12 protein-coding genes and 1 pseudogene are annotated in these 18,673 nt (G+C 72.7%); 6 read left to right on the top strand and 7 right to left on the bottom strand.

Annotated elements, in window-relative coordinates:
- Positions 1–74 precede the first annotated feature (74 nt).
- Together R2E43_RS37565 and R2E43_RS37560 are read right to left on the bottom strand one after the other, a co-directional pair.
- Complete coding sequence (locus R2E43_RS37565) at positions 75–1,259, bottom strand: serine hydrolase domain-containing protein (RefSeq protein WP_162495075.1); 1,185 nt, start codon at positions 1,257–1,259, stop codon at positions 75–77.
- A 94-nt stretch (positions 1,260–1,353) separates the two neighbouring features.
- Positions 1,354–1,998, bottom strand: coding sequence for a TetR/AcrR family transcriptional regulator (locus R2E43_RS37560; RefSeq protein ID WP_037667554.1), 645 nt, complete (start codon positions 1,996–1,998; stop codon positions 1,354–1,356).
- Between the two features lie 114 nt (positions 1,999–2,112).
- On the opposite strand from R2E43_RS37560, the gene R2E43_RS37555 reads away from it, so the two are divergent.
- The 4 genes from R2E43_RS37555 (at position 2,113) to R2E43_RS37540 (ending at position 8,136) form a co-directional block, all read left to right on the top strand.
- Positions 2,113–3,669, top strand: coding sequence for an acyl-CoA synthetase (locus R2E43_RS37555; RefSeq protein WP_319126775.1), 1,557 nt, complete (start codon positions 2,113–2,115; stop codon positions 3,667–3,669).
- 15 nt (positions 3,670–3,684) lie between these two features.
- Positions 3,685–4,854: an acyl-CoA dehydrogenase family protein gene (locus tag R2E43_RS37550; RefSeq protein ID WP_319126772.1), complete on the top strand. Its 1,170-nt coding sequence runs from the start codon at positions 3,685–3,687 to the stop codon at positions 4,852–4,854.
- 61 nt (positions 4,855–4,915) lie between these two features.
- Entirely contained in the window at positions 4,916–6,193 is a 1,278-nt protein-coding gene (locus R2E43_RS37545; protein ID WP_332057049.1) for an MFS transporter, read from the top strand.
- Positions 6,190–8,136 carry an alkyl/aryl-sulfatase gene (locus tag R2E43_RS37540; RefSeq protein ID WP_189284201.1) on the top strand — a complete coding sequence of 649 codons (1,947 nt, stop codon included), beginning with the start codon at positions 6,190–6,192 and terminating at the stop codon, positions 8,134–8,136. The genes R2E43_RS37545 and R2E43_RS37540 overlap by 4 nt, the downstream gene beginning before the upstream one ends.
- 26 nt (positions 8,137–8,162) lie before the next feature.
- Here R2E43_RS37540 and R2E43_RS37535 read toward each other — a convergent pair whose 3' ends face one another.
- The 4 genes from R2E43_RS37535 to R2E43_RS37520 form a co-directional block, all read right to left on the bottom strand.
- Positions 8,163–9,521 (bottom strand): type III PLP-dependent enzyme domain-containing protein, encoded by a 1,359-nt coding sequence (locus R2E43_RS37535; protein ID WP_136207281.1) that lies wholly within the window; start codon positions 9,519–9,521, stop codon positions 8,163–8,165.
- Between the two features lie 198 nt (positions 9,522–9,719).
- Entirely contained in the window at positions 9,720–11,387 is a 1,668-nt protein-coding gene (locus R2E43_RS37530) for a PucR family transcriptional regulator (RefSeq protein ID WP_189284199.1), read from the bottom strand.
- Between the two features lie 64 nt (positions 11,388–11,451).
- Positions 11,452–12,714 (bottom strand): MFS transporter, encoded by a 1,263-nt coding sequence (locus R2E43_RS37525; protein WP_003978547.1) that lies wholly within the window; start codon positions 12,712–12,714, stop codon positions 11,452–11,454.
- Between the two features lie 91 nt (positions 12,715–12,805).
- Positions 12,806–13,765: an SDR family NAD(P)-dependent oxidoreductase gene (locus R2E43_RS37520; RefSeq protein ID WP_037667553.1), complete on the bottom strand. Its 960-nt coding sequence runs from the start codon at positions 13,763–13,765 to the stop codon at positions 12,806–12,808.
- A gap of 324 nt (positions 13,766–14,089) precedes the next feature.
- Between R2E43_RS37520 and R2E43_RS37515 the strand changes: the two genes are divergently transcribed.
- Together R2E43_RS37515 and R2E43_RS37510 are read left to right on the top strand one after the other, a co-directional pair.
- A complete protein-coding gene (locus tag R2E43_RS37515; protein WP_162495076.1) occupies positions 14,090–15,061 on the top strand; it encodes a zinc-binding dehydrogenase in 972 nt (323 codons plus the stop codon).
- 136 nt (positions 15,062–15,197) lie between these two features.
- Positions 15,198–16,725: pseudogene (locus tag R2E43_RS37510) on the top strand (carboxylesterase/lipase family protein).
- Here R2E43_RS37510 and R2E43_RS37505 read toward each other — a convergent pair.
- Complete coding sequence (locus R2E43_RS37505; protein ID WP_332057048.1) at positions 16,714–18,408, bottom strand: TlrC/CarA/OleB/SrmB family ABC-F type ribosomal protection protein; 1,695 nt, start codon at positions 18,406–18,408, stop codon at positions 16,714–16,716. The pseudogene R2E43_RS37510 and the gene R2E43_RS37505 sit on opposite strands and share 12 nt — an antisense overlap.
- Positions 18,409–18,673: the final 265 nt, after the last annotated feature.

Here is an 18,673-nt window from a genome sequence, read left to right as displayed (position 1 = left end):
CCACGGGCGACTTCGCCGGTGGTGGCCGGACACACCGCCGACGGAGCGAACGGCGGCTGCCGGCCTGGCCTGCCTCACGCGTTGAGGTGCGCACCGATCGACAGGAAGGCCTGCACGAGGGGGACCTGAGGGACCGCCGGGGAGACCACCTGGGAGGCGTAGTGGACGACGACCAGGTCCAGAGCGGGTGAGACGAACAGACGCTGACCGTGGATGCCGCTGGCCATGAAGGATCCGTACGGGTCGTTCAGGATCCACCACAGGTCGTGGTACGAGAGGGTGGCCGGCGAGTCGGCCGGCGCCGCGGGGAAGCGAACGCGCCGCGGACAGCCGTCGGGGACGCTCCGCGCCGGGGCGGTCACCGCTTCCGGCAGGACCTGGCGGTCGCCCACGGCCCCGCCGCAGCGCACGAGTTCGCCGAGGCGGGCCACGTCGCGCGCGGTGGCGCTGAAGCCGCCGCAGGCTGCCTCGGCGCCGTCCGCGTCGACGAGGTAGTAGGCGTCCTCCTCGGCCCCGATCCGGGACCAGATCATCTCGGACATCAGTGCCGAGGTGCTGAGCCCGGTGATCCGTCGCAGCACCTCGGCGAGCGCTTCGACGTTGCCGTTCTCGTAGCGGAACTCCGTGCCGGGCTCGCCCGTGGCCCTGGCGGTGGCGAGATGTTCCCGGATGGTCGCGGGCCCCGAGTAGCCGTACGGGCGCAGCCGCGGCGCGAGGACGGCGAAGTAGCGCTGCGCCTCCAGGGCCTTGTCGTACGGGCGGCCGGCGTAGCTCATCCGCGTGCCCATGTGCATCAGGTGGTCGACCTGGGCGTCTCCGAAGGCGGTGCCGGAGAGTTCGGGCACGTACCGGGCGACCCGGGCGCCTCGGTCGAGGTGTCCTTCGTGGGCGAGGGTCGCGGCCAGGAGACCGAGGTAGGACTTGGCGGCCGAGGCGTTGAAGTGCGGGACGTGGGCTTCGTAGCCGTGCCGGTACTCCTCGTGGACGAGTCTGCCCCGGTGCAGGACGAGCAGGGCGTCGGTCTCGGCCTCGGCGAGAAGTTGGTCGAGGGTGAGAGTACGTCCGTACGAGCCGGTGACGCCGAGGTCGTCGAGGGCGCCCGGCGGCGACGCCGGCAGGTCACCGGGGCCGCCCCGGCCCCGCCAGACGCGACGGCTGGGCATGATCTCCCGGCCTGCCGTCGTGTGTCGTCGTGCCCAGGCCGAGTCCGTGAATCCTCGTGCCCAGACGAGGTCGGCCAGTGAGTCCGTGCCGGTCACCTGTCGCTCCGCTCGTTCGGAATCAGCTCATCGCGAGATCGATACCGTACACGCTGTTCGGAAACGGAGGAAGGGGTCGGCCGCCGGGGCGTGACTACACGGGTTCGGCGCCCCGCCCCCCGGGGAGGTCGACGGCTCCGGGTGCGTCCACCGGGGTCAGCCCGGTGGCCCAGACCCTGCCGTAGACGGAGAGATCCCGCAGGTGGGCGGTGATCTGCTCGGCGGTGTAACCCGTGTCGTTCTCGACCCACCAGCCCAGCACCGAGATGAGTTCTCCGGTCCACGCGCGGGCGACGATGCCGAGCGGGATCCTGGGCTCCACGCCGAGTTGCCGCGCCCGGTCCCGGAAGGCCATCTCGGCATGCGAGCGGATGAGTTCGGTGAACTCCCGCAGCGCCCGCCCGTCGCCCTCCCCACGCAGAATCACCTGGTAGACGCCCCGTTCCTGGGCGGCGTGTTCGAAGATGTACTTGACCGGCAGACCGGTGAAGCCCTGGGCGTGCGCCTGGCGCACGGCCGGCAGCAGACGCTCACGGTCCTGCGCGAGGTCGCGGACGATGCCGACCAGGAGATCCTCCTTGTCCCGGTAGTGCGCGTAGAAGGTGGCCCGGCCGATGTCGGCCCGCTCGGTGATCTCCTCGACGGTGACGGCCTGGAACCCCTTGTCCAGCACCAGTTCGACCAGGGCCTTGCGGAGCGCGGCGCGCGTCCGCCGGACGCGGCGGTCTTCGGGCTTCATGTCCACTTCGATTCCTTCTCGTCAGGACCGTTGACCTGACCCTAGCGCTGCCCGTACCTTGCCCGACAACCCGATCGATACTGAACACGACGTTCTGAAACTCTGGAGGCGGCGATGAATCTCGGGCGTTACGTACGCCGGACGGCGGAGCACCACCCGGACGCGGAGGCGGTGGTCTGCGGCCACGTCCGGTTGACGTATGCGGAACTCGACGACCACAGCGACCGGCTGGCGGCCGCGCTCACGGGGCTGGGCCTGAGCCACGGCGAGCGCGTGGCGACGCTCGCGGCCAACCGCGCGGAGCTGGTCGTCACGGAGGTCGCCCTCTACAAGGCGGGCCTGACCCGGGCGCCGGTCAACGCCCGCCTCGGCGACGGCGAAGTCGCCCATCTGCTGCGGGAGTCGGACGCCCGCGTCCTGCTCACCGACGCCGCCCACCTGGACACGGCGCGGCGGGCGGTGCCCGGTTCGGGCGTGAAGGCCGTCATCGGCTACGACGGCCCCGCCGACCTCGGCCCCGGCTACCAGGAACTCCTCGCGGCCACCCCCCGCGAGGCCGTCGACGTGGAGTGCGCCGAGGACGACATCGCCGTCCTGCACTTCACCTCCGGCTCCACCGGCAAGCTCAAGGCAGCCGTGCAGACGTACGGCAATCGGCTGGCCCTGCTGCGCAAGTCGGTGATGAACCAGGCCACTCGGGTCGGGACGGGCGACCGGCAGATCCTCGCCGGACCCGTCACCCACGCCTCCGGCATGCCGCTCATGGGCATCTTCTTCGCCGGCGGATGTGCCGTCGTGCTGCCCCGCTGGGACGCCGCGGAATTCCTCGCCACCGTGGAACGGGAGCGTGCCACCCACGCGTTCCTCGTCCCCACCATGGTCAACACGGTCCTCGCGCTGGAGAACGCCCGCGACCACGACCTCTCCAGCCTCCGCCACCTGCTCTACGGCGCCGCGCCCATGTCACCGGCCCGGGTCCGGGCGGCCTGGGATCTCTTCGGCCCCGTGCTCAGCCAGGGCTACGGATGCGGCGAGACGACCTCCGGGGTGCTGTTCCTCTCCACGGAGGACCACCGCCGCGCCATCGAGGGCGACGACGAGGAACTGCTGCTGTCCTGCGGCAGACCGCTGGCCGAGGCCGAGGTACGGATCGTCGACGACGGCGGCGAGCCGGTGGCGGACGGTGAGATCGGCGAGATCGCGGTCCGCGGGCCCGACGTCGTTCCCGGCTACCACAACGAGCCGGAACTGACCGCGCGGAGCTTTCGCGACGGCTGGTTCCTCACCGGCGACCTGGCGCGGCGGCGCCGCGACGGCTACGTCTTCATCGTCGACCGCAAGAAGGACATGATCATCTCCGGCGGCTTCAACATCTACGCCGTCGAGGTCGAGTCCGTCCTCCACCAGCATCCGGACGTCTTCGAGGCCGCGGTCGTGGGCGTACCCGACGAGCAATGGGGCGAGGCGGTCAAGGCCGTCGTCGTGCCGCGGGCGGGGGTCACGCTCGACGCGACGGAACTGATCGCCTTCTGCGCCGAGCACCTGGCGCGCATGAAGAAGCCCCGCTCCGTCGACGTCGTCGCCGCGCTTCCCCACAACCCCAACGGCAAGATCGACCGCCGCGCCATACGCGACACCTACTGGTCCGGCGCCGAGCGTCGCGTCCACTGAACAGGGAACCACTCCATGCCCTTCACCCTCACTCCCCGCTACGACGACAACCCCCGCCTGGAGGAGCTGGTCGGCCGGCTGCGCGCCTACCTGACCGACGAACTCCTCCCGTACGAGCGGGCACACGGCATCACCCCCGAGAGCAAACTGGACCGGGCCACGCTGGAGAGCGTCTGGAAACGCAGCGCCGAGCTCGGCTTCTACGGCATCAGCCTGCCGCCGGAACTCGGCGGCCAGGGCCTGAGCTTCACCGAACTGTGTGCCCTGAAGGAGGAACTCACCGCCTCCGGGGCGGCGTTGTCCCACTCGGTCCTGGGCGACATGGGCGGACCGCTGCGGGTGGGCGGGATCGTGAAGTACGCCACCGACGAGCAGCGGGAGCGCTACCTCCTCCCCGTGGTCCGGGGCGAGCGCGCCTGCTGCTTCTCCCTCACCGAACAGGACGCGGGTTCGGACGTGCGGCGGATGCGGACCACCGCGACGCCGGACGGCGACAGTTACGTACTGAACGGGCACAAGGTGTTCAGTTCCGCCGCCCCGTTCGCCGACTTCGCGGTCGTCGTCGCCCGGATGGCGGACAGCGAGGAGACGTACAGCGCCTTCCTCGTCGATCTGGACACCCCCGGCTGCCGTGTCCTGGACGGTGCCGTGCCCATGTCGGGCCAGCAGATGGAAGGCGACCTCGTCTTCGAGGACTGCCGGGTCCCGGTCGCGAACCTGCTCGGCGAGATCGGCCAGGGACTGCGCATCGGCATCGGCCGCATCACCCTCAACCGGCTGCTCCACTGCCCCTCCCTGATCGGTGCCGCGCGACGGGCGTGGGACCTGTCCGTCGACCACGCGAAGACCCGCGTCGCCTTCGGGCAGCCGCTGCTCGCGCTCCAGGCCATCCAGCACAAACTCGCCGACATGGCCACGGACCTCTACGCGGCGCGGTCGATGGTCCAGGCCACCGCCGCGAAGGCCGACCGCGGCGAGAACATCGCGGTGGAGGCGAACATGTGCAAGCTGTTCACCGCCGAAGCCTGCTTCCGCACGGCGGACCAGGCCGTGCAGATCCACGGCAAGGACGGCCTGACACGCGGTCACGAGGTGGAGCAGATCTTCCGGTCCCTGCGCATGTTCCGGATCGTCACCGGCACGACCGAGATCCACAAGAACGCCATCGTCAAGGCACTCGTCTGACCCCGGCGCCACCGGCGGTCCGCGCCCGCCGGTGCCCGCCCCGCATCCGCAGGAGTCACCCATGGCAGCCCGATCCTCCGCGCCCCCCGCCGACCGTTCCGCCCGCCGGCCCGCCGTCCGTCCCTACGACCGCCGTCGCGCCTGGCTGGTGACGGCCATGATCGTCACCTTCATGGTCATCAACTTCGCCGACAAGTCGGTCCTCGGCCTCGCCGCTGTCCCGATCATGGACGAGCTGAACATCAGCAACAGCACCTACGGGCTGATCTCGAGCTCCTTCTACCTGTTCTTCAGTCTCTCCGGACTCGTCGTCGGATTCTTCGCCTCGCGCATCTCCAGCAGGACCATGCTCTTCGTCATGGCGCTGCTGTGGGCGGTCGCCCAGCTGCCCGTGCTGGCGGTGGCGGCGGTCCCGACGCTGATCGCGGGCCGCGTCCTGCTGGGTGTCGCGGAAGGCCCGGCGGCCTCGATGTCCATGCACGCGCTGTACAAGTGGTTCCCGCCCGAGCGGCGCGGACTGCCCTCGGCCCTGCAGATCGGTGGCGCCGCGATCGGCACCCTGGTCTCCGCGCCGGTACTCACCTGGCTGATCACGGATTTCGGATGGCGATCGGCGTACGCCGTCCTCGCGGTGGTCAGCCTGCTGTGGGCGCTGGTGTGGCGGCAGACGGGCCACGACGGACCGTTCGACGAGTCCCGCCCGCCCCGGGCCGACGCCCCGCGGCCCGGGACACACCTGCCCTACCGCAGACTGCTGCTCACCGGAACCGTACTGGGCAGCATCGCCAGCGCCTTCGGAGCCGCCTGGGCGCTCGCTCTGGCCCATGCCTGGCTGCCCGCCTACCTCAGGACCCAGCTGGACATGAGTCCCCACGCGGTGGCGACCGCCATCAGCGCCATCTCCGCCCTCAGCCTCGTACTGCTGCTGACCGTCTCGCCGCTCGTGGACGCCCTCAAGGCGCGCGGGGTGTCCAGCCGCTGGTCCAGCGGTGCCGTACAGGGAGCGTCGGTATGTGTCGCCGGCTGTGCCATGGCCGCCTTTCCCTTCACCGACGGCGCCGTCGTCCGCCTGCTCCTGATCGCAGTGGCCTTCGGCACGGTCGCCGTCGCGATCCCCCTGCACTACGTGACCGCCGCCGAGGTCGTCCCCGGGGCCCGGCGCGGTGCCGTCTTCGGCATCGTCGCCGCGACGGGCACCCTCCCCGGACTGATCGCCCCCTTCGTCACCGGTCGCCTCATCGACACCGCGGCCGTCATCGCCATCCGGCCGGAACACGACGCGCGACGCCTCGGCCTGCTCCACCCCACGACCGACCCCGAGAAGGGTGCACACACATGAATCCGATGAACCGGCGCGGCTTCGTCGCCGCTGCCGCGGGCGCCGCCGCGGCGACCGTGCCCCTGAACGCGCAGGCGGCCGGGGCGTCACCCGGCCGAGGTCCCTCCGGGACACCGACTCCCACCCACACCGGCGATCTCCCCTACGACGACCGAACCGACTTCGCCGACGCCGACCGCGGATTCGTCGCCGCGTACACCGGTGGACTTATCACCACGCCCTCCGGCGGCACCGCCTGGGACCCCGACGCCTACCGCTTCCTCACGGACGCCGCCGAGACCGCGCCCACGACGGTCGATCCGAGCCTCTGGCGCCAGGCCAGGCTCCTGTCCCGCCAGGGGCTCTACGAGGTCACGCACCGGATCTACCAGGTCCGCGGCCTGGACCTGGCCAACATGACCGTCGTCGAGGGCGACACCGGCATCATCGTCATAGACCCTCTGACCTCCGCGGAGACCGCGGCCGCGGCGCTCCGGCTCTACCGTGCGCACCGCGGGAACCGCCCGGTCAGGGCCCTGATCTACACCCACCCCCACGTCGACCACTTCGGCGGCTGCCGGGGCGTCCTGCCCGACGGCGCCGAGGACGTTCCCGTACTCGCGCCGCGGGGCTTCATGGAGCACGCGGTCAGCGAGAACGTCTACGCCGGTCCCGCCATGTCCCGCCGTGCGGGCTACATGTACGGCACCAACCTGCCCACGGACGCCGCCGGCCAGGTCGGCTGCGGACTCGGGCTGGCGGTGTCCACCGGCACCATCGGCCTGATACCGCCCACCCGGTACATCGAGACCACCGGGCAGGAGGCCACCCTCGACGGGGTGAGGTTCCGTTTCCAGATGACTCCGGGTACGGAGTGCCAGGAGGAGATGAACGTCCTCCTTCCCGGCCTGCGAGCCGTGTGCATGGCCGAGAACGCCACCCACACGATGCACAACATCCTGACGCTGCGCGGCGCCCAGGTCCGCGACGCGCACGCCTGGGCGGGATACCTGACGGAGTCGATCGGTCTGTGCACGGGCACGGCCGACGTGGCGTTCGCCTCCCACCACTGGCCCACCTGGGGCAACGACGACATCGTCGCCCTGCTCACCCGGCAGCGGGACCTCTACGGCTATCTGCACGACCAGACCGTCCGCCTGATCAACAAGGGCCTCAACGGCACCGAGATCGCGGAAAGCCTGCGCCTTCCGCCGCAGTTGGAGCAGGTGTGGGCCAACCGCGGCTACTACGGCTCACTCAGCCACAACGTCAAGGCCGTCTACCAGCGTTACATGGGCTGGTTCGACGCCAATCCGGCGCACCTGTGGGAACATCCGCCGGCCGAGGAGGCACGGCGGTGGGTCGAGTCGCTCGGCGGACAGGCCGCCGTGCGTGCACGCGCCCGGCACTACAGCGAGCGGGGCGACCTGCGCTTCGCCGTGACGCTCCTCAACCACGCCGTCTTCAACGACCCGTCCGACACCAGGGCGAAGCAGCAGCTCGCCACGCTCTACATCCGCCTGGGCCGGGCCGCGGAGAACGCGGTGTGGCGCAACTTCTTCCTCACCGGTGCCCAGGAGCTCGTGCACGGAGCCGAGCCGGCTCCCAAGCCCACCTCGGGACCGGATCTGCACCGGGCACTGACGGTCGGACAGCTCATCGACGGCCTGGCCGTACGCGTCAACGGGCCCGACGCGTGGTCGCTGCGGCTGGCGCTCGACTGGCACATCGGCGACACCTACTGGCACCTTCGGCTCGCCAACGGCGTCCTCACCTGGACCAGCGACGCGAGCCCCGACCCCGACGCGGGGCTGACCATGACGATGACCAGGGCGCAGCTCCTCGCGGTGCTCGCCGGCAAGGGCACCGACGGCGTCACCATGACGGGCGACGGCACGCAGCTGGTGCGGCTCCTGTCGGTCCTGGACACTGCGGACCACCGCTTCCCGGTGGTCACTCCCTGAGGTGATGTCCGGGTACCAGTGGTGGACTACCGTTCCGCGCTCTGGTCCGTGCCCGGTGCCACCAGGGCGTCCGCCTGGGCGAGTCCGCTCTCCTCGACGACGGCGCGCACGCTCTGGGCCTCGCGCACGAGTGCGAAGGCGATCTGCCCGCGGGAATCCGTCCGGTACCCGTAGACAGCGGGACGTGGCAGGGAATTGTAGGAGAAGTGCGAAGAGAAGTAGTACGCCCCGGTGTCGTACAGGGCCACCACGTCGCCCGGTTCGACGGCCGGCAGCTCGCGCCCGGTCGCGGTCAGGTCACCGGCGAAACAGCACGGGCCCGCGATGTCGACGACCTCGGCCGGGCCCTGCTTCGGCCGGCCCGCGGCGTCGAACACCCCGACGCGCAGCGGCCAGGCGTCCGGCATGAAGACCGTGCGGGTGGCCACCTGCGCACCGGCGTGGGTGACCGCGATCCGGCGGCCGCCGGCCGACTTGGTGTACTCGACGACCGAGGCAATGGTGCCGCTCTTGGCGAGCAGGGAACGGCCGAACTCGGTGATCAGGGCGTAGCGGCCGTCGAACAGCCCGGGTGCGGCGGAACGTAGTTCGGCGACGTGGTCCGCGTACGTCGGGCGGTCGTCCTCGCCGTCGAAGTTGACGGGCAGGCCGCCGCCGATGTCGAGCCCGGTGATCTGGGCGCGGCCCAGCTCCTTGTTGATGCGCTCGGCCAGTTCGTACGCCGTCCGCACCCCCTGGGCGATGAGCGGCAGCGGGCAGCCCTGGGAGCCGACGTGGGCGTGCAGCCGGTTCAGCCAGGGCCGGCGCGCGAAGGCCTCGATCACGGCGTCGACGGCGCCCTCGTCGCGCAGCGCGACGCCGAACTTGGAGGTCGCGGTGGCGGTGCTCATCGCACCGATGGCTCCCGCACCGACCTGCGGGTTCACCCGCAGTCCGATGGGCCCGGCGGCCTCCCGGCCGGCCAGCAGGCCGTCGACGCGGGCCATCTCCTGGAAGTTGTCCAGGTTGATCGCGATGCCGTGGGCCAGGGCGAACTCCAGCTCCTCGACGGTCTTGGCGGGGCTGTCGAACACCAGCCGGTCGTAGGTGAATCCGGCCGCCAGCGCCTGTTCCAGCTCTCCGGGCGAGGCCACTTCGCAGCCCATGCCCGCCTCCGCGAGCAGCCGCAGCACCGGCACCAGCCCGCACGCCTTCGCCGCGAACGTGTGCTGCACCGGGGCGGGTCCCTCGAACGCCTCGTTCAGCGCGTCGACGGCGGCGAGCACACCGTCGACGTCGAGGAGACCGACCAGGGGCGTTCGCGGGCCCAGCAGGCCGTCCTCGACCGCCCGTGCGAGCGCGGCCTCCCGGGCGGTGCCGCGCTGGTGGAGGGAACCGGAAGTCACTGCACCACACTCCAGAGGTGTCGGTCGTGCACGGCGCTCGTGGGAGCGGCCGGCCGTTCTGCCTCGTACAGCTTCGCTCCGCCGAGCCCGGCGCGTCTCCGTGCCGCGCGACCACGGTCGGGGCAGTTGCCTGTGCGACAGGACAGCTGAACGATCAAGGTGATCGGGTGACCGCTCCGGCTCCGGTGAACCGGTGCCTCACTCCGTGCGCCGCGCCAGCCGCAGTCCGATGTCCGCCAGGAGCCGCAGGGTGGGGTCGGCCAGGTCGACGCCGAACAGCTTCCGAGCCCGCCGCAGCCGGTACCGCAGGGTGTTCGGATGCACGTTGAGGCGCTGAGCAGCCGTGCCCGTGTCGCCGAAGGCGTCGAGGTAGGCGCCGACGGACGCGCCGTACTCCGAGCCGTGCGCCCGGTCGTGCTCGACCATCGCGTGCACGGGGCCGGACAGGCTCTGCCACAACGGCACGATCAGGTCGAGCACGCGCAGCGCGGACACCTCGGGAACGACTTCGCCGAACGCGGCCACCGCGGAGACCACGTCCGCGGCCGGCCGCCGCGCGGCCCGTTCGCGCAGCACCCGCACCACCAGCTCCGCGGCCTCGCGCGACGCGGGGAGCCCCGACAGGTCCGCCGCGACCGGGCCGACGCCGGCGAACACCACACCGCGCGGCACCGACCGCGCCGTCGCCGTCAGGGCACGCGCCGGGTCCGTCTCGCCGTCCTCCGCCGGAATCAGGACGTACAGCCGCCGCCCCGACCGTGCGGTCACGCAGCCCGGCCGGTACGCCTCGGCCTGCAGCGCGAGCACGTCCAGCGTCCGCTGCCCGGCGGCGCCCCCCGTCGCCGGGGCGGGCACGGCCGTCAGGTCCCGGCTGTCGTACGCCTCCGCGACCAGCACCGTGTACGGCCGGTCCGGCGCGACCCCGGCGTCGTGCGCGACGCGGGCCGCCGGGCCGCTGCCGTCGAGAAGCGCGTGCACCGCGCTCTCCCGCGCCCGGGCCGCGGCCCGGCCCCACGTCTGGTGGTGGGCGAGGTGCGGCACGGCGGCCCGCGCCGCCGTGTGCAGCGCCGCCGCCGCGTCCTCGGCCAGCGGCCGGCCGTCGGCGGCGGCCCAGAGGGACCCGAGGATCTCCGAGCCGTGCCGCACCGCGACGGCCAGCCGTTCCGCGTACCGGTCGTCGGCGGGCAGGCGTACGACGCCGTCGGTGTTCCACAGGGCCTGGAAGAAGCCGCTCTCACGCAGTTCGTCCACCCGCCAGCGCGGCACCTCCTGCCCGAGGATCGTCAGCCTGCGCATCGGGTCGGGCTCGTGGTCCATCCGCGAGTAGGCGAGCACCCGCGACTGCGGGTCCTCGATCGTGATCGCGCCCCCGACCAGGGCCGCCACCGTGTTGGCGAGCTCCGGGAGGTCGCCGAGCCGCAGCCCCTCCACCCCGGTCCCTCCGGTCGGGGCGCTGTGGGCCAGAGCGGTGCGCAGCTGACCGAGCACCTCCGTCCACCCCTGCCCCGGCCGCCGGGTGAGCAGCGCGGTGCGCCCCGAGGCGGCCGCCTCCAGCAGCGCCGCCCGGGGCCCGCGGGCCCCCCGCCTCAGCACCACGGCCGCGGCTCCGGCCCGCTCCGCACCACGCAGCACGTCGATCGCCTCCGGCGCGGCGGCATCCACCCCGACCGCGAGCAGGATCAGTCCGGACGCCGCCCAGGTGCCGTCGTCCCGCTCCTCACCCGGGTCGTGCAGCACCGCGTCGGCCACCGGCACGCCGGTTCCGCGCGGCGCCACGACGACATCCAGCATGCCGGGGGCGATCAGACGGAGGATCTGCTCGAGCGACGGCCTGCCGTCGCGCCGGTCCGGTTCCCTTGCTGCCATGCCTCCATGATGGTCGTCCGGGCGGCTCGCCGGCGGCTCTCCCCCTCGGCTAAGGGGCAGGTCGCTACGGCAGCTTCCGGGGCCGGGCGGGTGAGCGACGGGTCCTGCTGCGGGTGCGCGGCCGGTCTCCCGCAGTACGCCAGGCCGGCCGCCCGGGGGTGAGGAGTACCGCCAGGACCACCGCTGCCATCACCGCGGACATGACGGCGAAACCGGTGGAGAAGGTGGCCGCCTGTGCCGCCAGGCCCAGCGCGAGGGATCCGAGCCCGGTACCGGCGTCGTAGCCGATGTTCCAGGCGACGGAGGTCATGTGCCGGTCCTCCGCGCCGGCGAGGTCGAAGGCCTGCACCAGCGTGAGGCTCTGGAGTCCTCCGTACGCGGTTCCCAGCAGGAGCAGTCCGGCGAGCAGGGGCAGGACGGTTTCGCCGTCCGGGCCGACGGCGAGGGCGATCAGTGCCAGTCCCGCGCACGCGGTCGAGGCGAGGAGGGCGGTGATCGGGCGCAGGGCGATCCTGTCGGCCAGTTCTCCGCAGCCCCAGCGGGCCAAGGCGGCCGTGGCGGTGAGGGCGAGCAGACCCGTGGCGGCGAGCGCGGGGGTGCTCGTGAACTGCGGGGCGAAGGTGAGCACAGCGCCGCCTGCCGCCGTGACCAGGAGCAGGACGGTGAGCGGGAGCAGGATGCGCCGGAGCACCGTGGCGGCGGGGGCGGGGTGCCCGGTACGGCCGTCCTGGGTGGGCGGACCGTCCGTGCGGGCCTCGACCGCGCGGCCGAGGGCCCGGGTCCAGGGCAGCGCGAGGACGGGGAGGACACCGCAGGCGACGATCGCGGGGAGGGCGAAGGTGCCCATCAGCCAGGGTGCCGCCGGGGTGAGGACGACCTGGGGCAGCGCTACGGCGAGGCCGTAGAGGCCGATGGCCGCCCCTTGGCGACCACGCGGGGCCAGGGCGGCCGCGGCGGTGGCGCCGCAGACGGTGACGATGCCGAAGCCCGCTCCGCGCAGGGCGGTCGTCACCAGGATGGGCACCAGGTGGTCGCTGAGGCTCTGCACGAGGGCGGGCAGGCCGAGTAGGAGAGCACCGAGGGCCAGCGTGCGGGGCCATCCGATGGTGCGCAGCGCCGTTCTGACACACAGCTGGGCCAGGACGGTGGCGGCCATCAGGACGGCCGTGACGAGTCCGGCACCGAACTCGTCGGCACCACCGGCGACGGCCCACGCCGGTGAGACGGGGAGCAGCAGGGCCAGTCCGGCGAAGCAGAAGGCGCCCACCGTGAGGAGGTGGGGTATGCCCGGGGACCGCAGGACGGATTCCGTCGCTCTTTCAGACATGGTTCCTGATTGTCCTTGATCTCCGAGCGGTCCTTCCAGTGTCCGGACGGGGTCGCCCCACGTGTCGGCTCCTTCGAGGAAGCGGGTCCGCCTACCGGAACCCGAGGTGCGGATCGGTGGTACCGGTCAGTTCCGCGCTGGCGGCCCACAGGTGAGCGGCGACCGCCGGGTCCGCCATGTGTGCGGGGACCGGCTCACGGCGCGGTTGGCCACGCAGACCGAAGACCCTCGGCCCCCACAGCTGCCCTCCTTGTACGTCGGAGTCCAGGACGGCACGGACGACCGGCCACGCCCCGGCGTCCTTGCCCTGCACCATCAGCGCCGCGGGCAGACCGCGCAGTCGCTCGCCGGGGGTCGGCGCGCCGACCGGCGGGCGGGGCGGGGTGAGGGAGTCTAGGGCGCCGCCGGGGTGGGCCACCGCACTGAGCACCGTGCTGCCGACGGCACGCAGCCGGCGGTCGAGTTCGAAGCCGAAGCACATCTGCGCGAGTTTCGACCGGCCGTAGGTGCGCTTGGGCCGGTAGTCCCGGGTGGACTGCAGGTCGTCGAGGTCCAGCCGTTCGGATCGCGCCGCGAAACTTCCCACCGTCACGACGCGGCCCGCCGGCGCCGCGGACAGCAGGGGGGCCAGCCACCGCGTGAGCGCGTAGTGGCCGAGGTGGTTGGTGCCGAACATCAGCTCGTGGCCGTCCTCGGTCTCCCGGCGGGGCGGGTCGTCGAGCGCGACCCCGGCGTTGTGGACCACCGCGTCGAGACGACCGAGGTCCAGCGCCAGACCGTCCACCGCGGATTTCAGGGTGGACAGGTCGGCGAGGTCCAGGTGCAGGTGCCGCACCCGCGCGCCCGGGACGCGCGAGCGGATCGAGGCAAGGGCGGCGTCGGCCTTCGCGGGGTTCCTGCTGCCGATGACGACGAGGGCGCCGGTGGCGGCGAGCTGTTCCGCGGTGAAGTAGCCGATCCCGGCGTTCCCCCCGGTGACGAGGAAGTTCCGTCCCTCGGCGGACGGCAGCCGGTGTACGTCCCACGGTCGGCTCTGGGGTGCGGAGGACACGATGACGGACTCCTTGTGCTCGGGCGGCGTGCTCGTGAGGAGCACCGACTCGCCCAAGGTCCCTCCCCCGGCCGACAGATCGCCGACAGATCACGTGCACCGCCGACAGACGACCGACACACCCCTCGGAAACCCGGAGCCGGGAGGAAGTCCGGCCACCACCGGGGGACGCCGCTGGGACAGTCGTAGGTGGTTCCGCCCCTCCATACGTCACCCCTTGCCGACCGGCCCGACTCCACCGCGGACGACGGACGAGCCTTGACCTCGACCGGACTTGAGGTTGGAGGCTGGGCGGGATGTCGCCTCCAGTGAAGGGTGCTGCTCATGCATGCGATCCACGTGGCCTCGTTCGGTGCTCCGGACGTGCTGAGCCTGGTCGACCTGCCCGATCCCGTGCCCGGCCCCGGCCAGGTCGTCGTCGGTATGGTCGCGGCCGACGTCATCTTCCTGGACACGCTGCTGCGCGGCGGCTGGGGTCAGGACTTCTTCCCGCGCACGCTGCCGTACGTGCCGGGTGGCGGCGGGGCGGGCGAGGTGCTGGCAGTCGGTGACGGAGTGGACCCGGGCTGGGTCGGCCGGAGTGTGGTCGTGAGAACCGGGACCGGATACGCCGAACAGGTCGTCGCGAGTGCGCAGGAGATCATGCCGGTTCCCGCTGGGCTGGCCGCGGTGACGGCCGCCGCACTGGTGCACGACGGCGTGACCGCTCTCGGCTTCCACCGGCTGGGGGCGCCGCAGAAGGGGGAATGGGTCCTGGTCTCGGCGGCGGCCGGCGGGGCGGGCACCCTGCTGGTGCAGTTGGCGGTCGACGCGGGGGCCCGGGTGGTGGCCGCCGCGTCCAGCGACGCCAAGCTGGCTCTGGCCCGCGATCTGGGCGCCGAGGTCGTCGTCGACTACACGCGGGCGGACTGGGTCGAGCGGGTGCGCGAGGCGACCGGTGGCGGCGCCGCGCTCGTCTACGACGGCGCGGGCGGGGCGCTCGGTGCGACCAGCGTCGACGCGCTCGCGGACGGCGGGCGCTTCGTCACCTACGGGACCGCCGACGGATTCGCCGCCCCGGACCGGGAATCCGCCGCGCGCCGGGGCATCCGGCTGCTCATGCCGCTCATGGACGGCCCTCCGGACCAGGAGACCGCCCGGGAACTGCTGGGCCTGGCGCTGGAGAGCGCCGCCGAGGGACGCCTGCGCCCGGCCATCGGCGCCACCTACCCGCTGGCGCGGGCCGCGGACGCCCACCGCGCTCTGGCGGCGCGTACGACGGTGGGCAAGTCACTGCTCCTGATGGGCGGCGAGTAGGCCCGCGCCGACCGGCGGCACCAAGGGATTGACAACACCGGAGCGTCAATCCTGATGATCTTGGTGTTGGTCCCGACCGGCCGGGCGATGCCATGCTGGGCCCCGCCCCACAGGCGTGCAGCGAGAGGCGGTCCCGGTGGTCGTGTTCAAGACCCGGCACGGTTCGGTCCGGGGGTTTCGGGCCTCCGGCGACGTCGTCGCCGTCCTCGGTGTTCCGTATGCCGCCGCGCCGTTCGGCGTCCACCGGTTCCGGGAGCCGGCTCCGGCGCCCGCCTGGACCGGGGTGCGGGACGGCAGGAGATTCGGTCCGGTCGCCCCGCAGTCCGCGCGGCTGCCCGGGGCGCCCGTGTGGTCCCCCGGTGACGAGGACATCCTCACCGTCAACCTGTGGACGCCGGCTCCGGACGGCGGCCCCCTGCCGGTGCTCGTCTGGATCCACGGCGGTGCCTACACCTTCGGCTCGTCGGCCCAGCCCGACTTCGACGGCACCGTACTGGCCCGTGCCGGACTGGTCGTGGTGACTCTCAACTACCGAATCGGTTTCGAGGGCTTCGGCCACGTCCCGCCGGACGGGCCGATCGCCCACCCCGACAACCGGGGGCTGCTCGACCAGGTCGCCGCCCTGCGTTGGGTGCGCGAGAACATCGCCGCCTTCGGTGGCGATCCCGGCAACGTCACCGTCGCCGGCCAGTCCTCGGGAGCCGCCTCGGTCGCCTGCCTCATGGTGATGGACCGCGCCCGCGGCCTGTTCCACCGCGCCATCGCGCACAGCCCCGCCAGCCCCTGTTACCCGCGCGACATCGCGGCCGCGACCACGCGCGAGGTCGCCGCCGCGGCGGGCTGCCCTGCCACGTCGGCGGGCCTCCGCTCCACGACTCCGCAGGCCCTGGTCGCCGCCGCCGACCAGGTGGCCGACGGCTACCGGCGCGACCCCGCCTCGGGGTCCCGCCACTACGACCCCTCGCTGTACGCCCCGGTCATCGACGACGACGTCCTGCCCACCGACCCCCTCACGGGGATGGCGGCCGGTGCGGCCAGGGACGTGGACCTGCTGGTCTGCCACACCACGGAGGAGTACTGGCTGCTCGACGCCGTCGGCAGCAGCGCGAAGGTCACCACCGACGCGCAACTCGCTCGTTTCGCCCAGGACTTCGGCCTCCCCGACGGCTTGGTGGCCCGGCTACCGCGCGGCGCTGCCCCGGGCCCCGGTGCTGGACGTCTACCTCGCCGTCTTCGGCGACCTGCTGTTCGGTGAGTACGCCAACCGACTCGCCGAAGTCCACGCCCGGGCCGGCGGCCGGGCTTTCCTGTCCCGCTTCGACCGGCGCCGCGCCGATCCGGGTGCGGTAGTACGCGCCTGGCACTGTGCGGACGTTCCCTTCGCCTTCGGCAACCTGGACGACGAACGTCTGGCCTTCCTCATCGGCGGCGCACCCACCGCCGCGGACCAGGGACTGGCACGCCGAATGGTGCGCGCCTGGGCCGACTTCGCCGCCACCGGAAGTCCGGGCTGGCCGCCTGTCCGGGACTCCTCCACCGAGGCCACCGAGGCCACCGAGGCCAAGGTGTGGACTGCCGACCCTCACGCCGCCCGCACCGGCGACCGGGCCGCCGCCGTCCGAGCCCTCTGGGCCGAGGCCGACTTTCCGGTCCTACGCCCCTGAGCCGGGGCGCGGCCGGTGTGCCACGGCCGCGGGCTGTCCCGTCCGGGCCCCCGGTGCCGCCGGCAGTGTCAGACGCCTGCCCCGGAACCGCCCGCGCAGCGCGCGATCGTGTGTGACCAGCACGATCGCCCCCGAAAACCCGGTCAGCGCCTCTTCCAGTTCCTCGACCAGCGCCGGTGACAGGTGGTTCGTCGGCTCGTCGAGCAGGAGGAGGTCGACGGGCTCCGAGACCAGACGGGCCAGCTCCACGCGGCGGCGCTGGCCGTAGGACAACTCCCCCATGCGCAAGCGCAGTTCCGCCGGGCGAAAGAGGCCGAGGGCGAGCAGGGTGTCGGCGTGCTCGTCGGCGGCACCCACTCGGCCCAGCCCGAACGCCTCGGCCACCGTCAGCTCCGGCGGCCACGGCGTCTCCTCCTGGCGCAGATGTCCTACCCGGCCCGGCACTCGCACCGAGCCCTCGTCCGGCCGCAGTTCACCGGCGAGCACCTTCAACAGGGTCGTCTTCCCCGCGCCGTTGGGGCCGGTGACGAGAAGCCGGCCGCGCCGGCCGAGGCCGAGGGAGCCCAGGTGCAGGCGGTCGCCCACGCGCACGTCCGACAGCTGTACGGCGGGGAGCGTCGCGGAAGCGGCCCCGGTGGCGCTCGCTTCCTCCGCTGCCGTTGCCATGCGCACGGTGAAGGCCAGCGCGTCCGGCGGCGGTGCCACCGGGTTCTCGGTCAGGCGCTCGACCCGCTCGCGGGCGTTGCGGATACGGGACATGGCACCGTGGGCCCGGCCGCGGGCCCGGAAGCCACCGTGGCCGAAGTTGGCCAGGGACGCCTTGCGCGGAATGGCGCCGAGGCGGGCGGCGTGGCCGGTGGCCAGCCGCTCGTTGCGGGCCAGCTCCGACCGCCACTCCTCGTGTTCCTGGAGCCGGCGGCGGCGCTCCGCGGCCTTCGCCGTACGGTAGCCGTTGTAGCCGTCGCCGTAGCGGGTGACCCTTCCTCCCTCCGCCTCCAGAATCGTGCTGGTGAGGCGCTCCAGGAAGACGCGGTCGTGGGTGACCGCGAGCACCGTGCCGCGGTGTGCCCGCAGCTGTGTCTCCAGCCATTCCACGGCCTGATCGTCCAGGTCGTTGGTCGGCTCGTCCAGCAGAAGGACCTCCGGACGGCCCGCGAGGACGCCGGCCAGGGCAAGTCGGGAGCGCTCGCCTCCGGACAGGGTGCCGAGCCGGCGCTCGCGGCGGAGCGCCGGCAGGCCGAGGTGGTGCAGCGCGACGTCCACCCGGCGGTCGGCGTCGTGGCCGTCCCGGGCCTCATAGCGCTCGACGAGCACGGTGTACGCGGCGAGTGCCTCCGGATCCTCGCCGGCACCGAGCGCCTGCTCGGCCCGGCGCAGTTCGGCCTCCAGGGCACGCAGGTCCGCGAGGGACAGGTCGACGGCGTCCTGGACGGTGGCGGTCGGGGGCAGGGGGACGGACTGCGGAAGACAGCCGATGCCGCCGGCGGCGGTCACGGTCGCTTCGCCGCTGTCCGGGCGCTCCTGGCCTGCGACGATCCTGAGGAGGGTGGACTTGCCCGCGCCGTTGTCACCTATCAGTCCGGCCTTCTCGCCCGGCTTCAGCGTGAGGGAGACCTGGTCGAGAACGGTGCGGCCGGCGTAGCGCTTGGTGACATGGGACAGGGTGAGTTGTGAGGTGCGCAAGATCGGGTCCCTCCTGGCCGCACGGGATCGGCCCGGGCCGGATCGGGGTGGGTGGACGGCACGGCGAGGCGCGGCGACGGCGGAGCGGTGCTCTACGCCGTCGGCGCCGGTGATCTCACAGGGAACCCATGCCAAGGACGGTACGCCACGCCGCACCCATTGGCAAGACGATACGTCTCGCCTTGTTCGTCGGTGCGCCCCCGAGCGCGGTGCATCGTGAACCGGTGGAGATCAACTGATCGGCGCAGCAGTGAATCGTTACGCC

It is taken from the genome of Streptomyces violaceoruber, from assembly GCF_033406955.1.
Taxonomy (GTDB): Bacteria; Actinomycetota; Actinomycetes; order Streptomycetales; family Streptomycetaceae; genus Streptomyces; species Streptomyces violaceoruber.
The sequence above is the reverse complement of the archived record's forward strand: the minus strand, read 5'-3'. Positions and strand labels throughout refer to the sequence as shown.